General features: G+C 47.8%; 6 protein-coding genes. 4 read left to right on the top strand and 2 right to left on the bottom strand.

All coding sequences use genetic code 11. The features are described 5' to 3' along the window. The coding region (locus tag RMO27_RS12325; protein ID WP_309732851.1) for a DUF2358 domain-containing protein at nt 1-330 on the top strand (330 nt) is incomplete at its 5' end. A gap of 130 nt (nt 331-460) precedes the next feature. Here RMO27_RS12325 and RMO27_RS12320 read toward each other — a convergent pair. Continuing rightward, nucleotides 461-1,663, bottom strand: a complete 1,203-nt coding sequence (locus RMO27_RS12320; protein WP_309732849.1) for an argininosuccinate synthase — start codon at nt 1,661-1,663, stop codon at nt 461-463. 95 nt (nt 1,664-1,758) lie between these two features. Between RMO27_RS12320 and RMO27_RS12315 the strand changes: the two genes are divergently transcribed. Then, nucleotides 1,759-2,076: a heavy metal-binding domain-containing protein gene (locus RMO27_RS12315; protein WP_309732847.1), complete on the top strand. Its 318-nt coding sequence runs from the start codon at nt 1,759-1,761 to the stop codon at nt 2,074-2,076. A 95-nt stretch (nt 2,077-2,171) separates the two neighbouring features. Here RMO27_RS12315 and RMO27_RS12310 read toward each other — a convergent pair whose 3' ends face one another. Next, the gene (locus RMO27_RS12310) at nt 2,172-2,999 is read right to left on the bottom strand and encodes a photosystem II manganese-stabilizing polypeptide (RefSeq protein WP_309732845.1); all 828 of its coding nucleotides are present in this window, start codon (nt 2,997-2,999) and stop codon (nt 2,172-2,174) included. 262 nt (nt 3,000-3,261) lie between these two features. Here RMO27_RS12310 and RMO27_RS12305 point away from each other — a divergent pair, with 262 nt between their 5' ends. Together RMO27_RS12305 and RMO27_RS12300 are read left to right on the top strand one after the other, a co-directional pair. Continuing rightward, complete coding sequence (locus tag RMO27_RS12305; protein ID WP_309732842.1) at nt 3,262-3,645, top strand: hypothetical protein; 384 nt, start codon at nt 3,262-3,264, stop codon at nt 3,643-3,645. 412 nt (nt 3,646-4,057) lie between these two features. Continuing rightward, the coding region (locus RMO27_RS12300; protein WP_309732840.1) for a tetratricopeptide repeat protein at nt 4,058-4,351 on the top strand (294 nt) is incomplete at its 3' end.

Raw genomic sequence — 4,351 nt, 5'->3', positions numbered from 1 at the left:
GAAGATGTTTATTTTCAAGATCCGCTGACGCGGTTTCGGGGACTCGATCGCTATCGTCAGACGATCGAGTTTATCCGCAAGTGGTTTCACGATCCGCACTTAGAATTGCACGCAATCGATCGAGTCGTTGGCGGAGCCTCTGAGCATGAGAATCGACTAATTACTACCCGCTGGACGTTGAGCTGGAATACCCCACTCCCCTGGCGTCCGCGCATCGAGATTTCTGGCCACAGCGAAATGTTAGTCAACGACAGCGAGTTAATCATCAGCCATATCGATTATTGGGATCGATCGCCGTTGCATGTGTTGGGACAACACTTTAGGTTTTAGGTATTAGGATTTAGGCTTTAGGTTCGGAAATTGGAAACTAGGAAGTTTGCGACTAGTATGTCTAAAAACATAGGTTTGGGAAGAGAGAACAGGGACGCTTGCGTCCCACCTAAAACCTACAGCCTAAAGCCTAGCCCCGATTCCGCTGCGACCAAACCCTAGTTGGCAAGCCCCAAACATAGATAAAGCCTTCCGCCGCTTTGTGGTCGAAGCGATCGTCTGCACCGTAGGTAGCCAGATCCATATCGTAGAGACTGTATTCTGACTTGCGGCCGACGATCGTCGCATTGCCCTTGAATAGCTTAATCCGGATGGTGCCAGAGACTCTGGCTTGGGTTTGCTCGACAAAGGCATCTAAGGCTGCTTTAAGGGGCGAATACCACAGACCGTTGTAGACAATTTTACTGTAGGTTTCTTCGATGCCGCGTTTATATTGAGCGACATCACCAGTGAGGGTAAGACTTTCTAACTCCCGATGAGCTTGAATCAATACCGATAGTCCAGGGACTTCGTAGATCTCGCGCGATTTGATGCCGACGAGGCGATTTTCGACCATATCGATTCGACCGATGCCATGATTGCCGACTAGCTGATTTAACTGACTAATCAGACTCACTGGCGCGAGTGCGATGCCATTAATGCTGACTGGCGAACCGCGATCGAAGCCAATTTCGATATATTCTGGCTCATTGGGCGTATCGGCGATCGCTTTAGTCAGCGCGTAGACTTCTTCGAGGGGTTCGACCCACGGATCTTCGAGGGGGCCAGCTTCGACGCTACGTCCGAGTAAATTGAGATCGACACTGTAAGGCGAAGATTTTTTGACGGGTGAGGGGATACCGCATTTTTCGCCATAAGCGATCGTTTCTTCGCGGCTCATCCCCCACTCACGCGCGGGCGCGAGGACTTTCAAGTCAGGATTGAGCGCGGCGATGGAGACATCAAATCTGACTTGATCGTTACCTTTACCCGTACAACCGTGAGCGACGGCATCCGCACCATATTCCGCAGCGGCTTCGACTAGTAGTTTCGCAATTAAGGGGCGCGCTAACGCTGTTGAGAGTGGATAACGATTTTCGTACAGAGCATTGGCCTTGAGGGCGGGAAAAGCATAGTCGGTAATGAACCGCTCGGTCGCATTGGCAACTAGCGATACACTCGCACCAGAATTGAGGGCTTTTTGGCGAATCGGTTCCAATTCATCACCCTGTCCCAGATCGGCAGCGAGGGTAATGACTTCTTCAACGCCCCACTCTTGCTTGAGATACGGAATACATACCGACGTATCTACCCCACCAGAATAAGCAAGCACAACTTTTTTAGCACGACCCATAGTGTCTTTCACTCCCGATAACGAGTTTCCATTATAGGGGAAAGGGGATATGAGCTAGGAGTAAACTAGATCTAAAAATTCGGTAAATTCTCCTGATGATTGTAACTACTGGCAATGACGTTGCGGGTCGGCCGCTCGCGACTTATCTAGGTGTCGTCAGCGGTATTGTCGGGCGATCGCCGACGATCGGTCAAGGAATTATGGGCGGCTTGAAGACGATCGTCGGTGGCAATAACGAAACTTATGTGGGTATTTGTGAAACTGCCTGTAAAGATGCTTACAACTGGATGACCGAGCACGCCAAATCGCTGGGTGCTAACGCGATAATTTGGATGTACGATGGTGCGACGCAATTTACCGATGGCGTGACTGAGGTTTTGGCTGATGGGACGGCGGTTAAATTAGCAGATTGAGCTGGGAGTTGGGAGTGACAACGCCCCTCCAAAAAAAGTGCTGGATCTCGATGAGATCCAGCACTGGTCAGGATAATTTAACTAGCGACTAAAATTTAGGATTTAGCTTCTAAACGAGCGTAGAAGAGACCGCGAATTTTAACTTCCTTGGGATCTAGAGCACCCAAGTCAGTATCAGAAGGCTGTTCGCTCTCAAAAATTCCGGCAATTTCGCCAGTCGCACTATTGACTTTGGCAACTTCAAAATTGATTTTACCTTTGGATGTTTGAGCGCGTTTGGTATTTTTGCGATCGCCTTCACGGCTTTTGGCTTCGGCTTGGAGGGCATTTGCGTCGATATAACCACTAGCAACACCGCGACCTTTGGGATCGAGGAACACGTTGCCGCGATAGGATGGGACTTTGTACTCGCCAGCGAAGTCTGTAGAAGTATTGATACTTTCTACGCCAGGTTGGCTGTTAGCAACCAATTCTTTAATGGTAAATAGGAACGGAACTAGTTCGCCACCTGGCATTTTGACAGTGACTGCTTGGAAGTCAAGTCCGTCTTCTTCTTTGAAAGTTAAAGTCCGATCGGCAGACAATGAGATGGTACCTCTAATCTGGTCGAGACTGGAAGTGGCACGGGTGACTAATTTACCAGCTACAAATTCCGCTTCCTGGCGTTTGTTCTGAGGCTCTTCCTTGACAAAGTAATTAGTTGGTTGGATGCACATGTCTACCAACTGATATTGTTTAGACGCATCTAGGGGAATGGAACCTCGGCTGGTATCGTCAACGACCGGGCAGTTGTTAGCTAGTCCAGTACCCCGAATATCTTCATAAGTAAGTACCGTTGTTGCCGATACAGGAGCATCACTGCAAGCCGTTAAGAAGCCAATACAGATGGCCAGTAAAGCGGCGAATAATCCGCGAAATTTCATGATCAACCTCAATTTTCGATATATTTTATATTATTACAGTCTTGACTGGTGCGTAAGCGATCGATCGAATTAATCTTGAATATTGTGTTTGATCGTTACTATGGACACAGTAAGATAATTGTCTTGTCGATCGGTATTCTACAACGCGCGTGCCGCCCACATACCATCTCCAGACAAATGATTTGCGAATATTTAGTTGTCGGTTTGTCCGGACATCCAAAAATACGAATTTATATTAAAATTACTTGACAAATTAAGTTAAATGAATACAGATAAAGACCTGTCTCTAAACCCACAATTAGCAGTAACTAGTTTGTCCTCTTCATCGGCAACTGCAGCTACAAACCAGCTAGACCGGATCGTGGCAGAAATCCAGGGAATTGCCGATCGAGATCGGGCAGATCCATTGGCGTTACTAGTGTTGCTGCGGACTTTAGAAGCAATTCACCGCGAAATTCAAGAAGGTTATTTCCAATCAGCACTACCCGACAGTCGGCAATCGTTATTTGCATTGTTACGAGATATTGAGGAAAATGGTGGCTGGCCGTATATTCAACGGTGGAAGCTCCAAGCATTACTGGCTAATCTACCAGAATCAGAACAACTACAATCTGACTGGCAAAATCTCGATCGTCATCATCAATAGCATTGCCACCCCGATGCTTTAGAAATCGCGGATACTTTGACGAGCAACCGCTCATCAAGCGATGCCTGGTAAATTCTAGATCGATGTTTAAGCTGCTACCGTTTAGGTAATTCGGCTGGACTTTGCGCTCTAAAGACCATCCCATTTGGTGAAACTGATAGAATTTTGAATGTAAACATTCTAGTTTTAGATGCACAGTCGAACGGCTGGCGGTCTCCAGAGAATATTTGAAAGTCACTTTTGATAGATTAATCTAGCAATTTCCCTGTCTTGTCACGTTGCGTGAGAAACCGCTCAAACAGCTCCCAAAAGCTGCCATCGAGCAACTCAGATCGCCGCCAATCGTCTACCAGCTCTCAGCAGAACCATTATTGCGTTGCTACAGATCGAGATGACATTGAACTATGACAATATGCAAGAAAATTTAAATGACCAGCCAAACATCCCCATCGATTCTCATCCCGATCTCCAACAGCATCCCCAAGATGCGCGCGAATACTACAATCGGGGGCGGGGGCGCGATGTGGGTGGCGATCGCGAGGGTGCTTTAGCTGACTACAATTGTGCGATTCAGCTCGATCCCAATTATGCCAAAGCATACGGCAATCGCGGGTTGTTGCGCGATCGCTTGGGAGATCGTCAGGGTGCTTTATCGGACTACGATCGGGCGATCGAACTCGACGACCGCAGTAGCATCACATACTAT

The organism is Chamaesiphon sp. OTE_75_metabat_556 (assembly GCF_031378165.1).
Taxonomy (GTDB): Bacteria; Cyanobacteriota; Cyanobacteriia; order Cyanobacteriales; family Chamaesiphonaceae; genus Chamaesiphon.
This window is presented reverse-complemented; position numbering and strand designations above follow the sequence as displayed.

What these genes read in the sequence shown, in the direction of transcription:
- RMO27_RS12315 (WP_309732847.1), top strand. Translation starts at nt 1,759, where the DNA reads ATGATTGTAACTACTGGCAATGACGTTGCGGGTCGGCCGCTCGCGACT.
- RMO27_RS12305 (WP_309732842.1), top strand. Translation starts at nt 3,262, where the DNA reads ATGAATACAGATAAAGACCTGTCTCTAAACCCACAATTAGCAGTAACT.
- RMO27_RS12310 (WP_309732845.1), bottom strand. Translation starts at nt 2,999, where the DNA reads ATGAAATTTCGCGGATTATTCGCCGCTTTACTGGCCATCTGTATTGGC.
- RMO27_RS12320 (WP_309732849.1), bottom strand. Translation starts at nt 1,663, where the DNA reads ATGGGTCGTGCTAAAAAAGTTGTGCTTGCTTATTCTGGTGGGGTAGAT.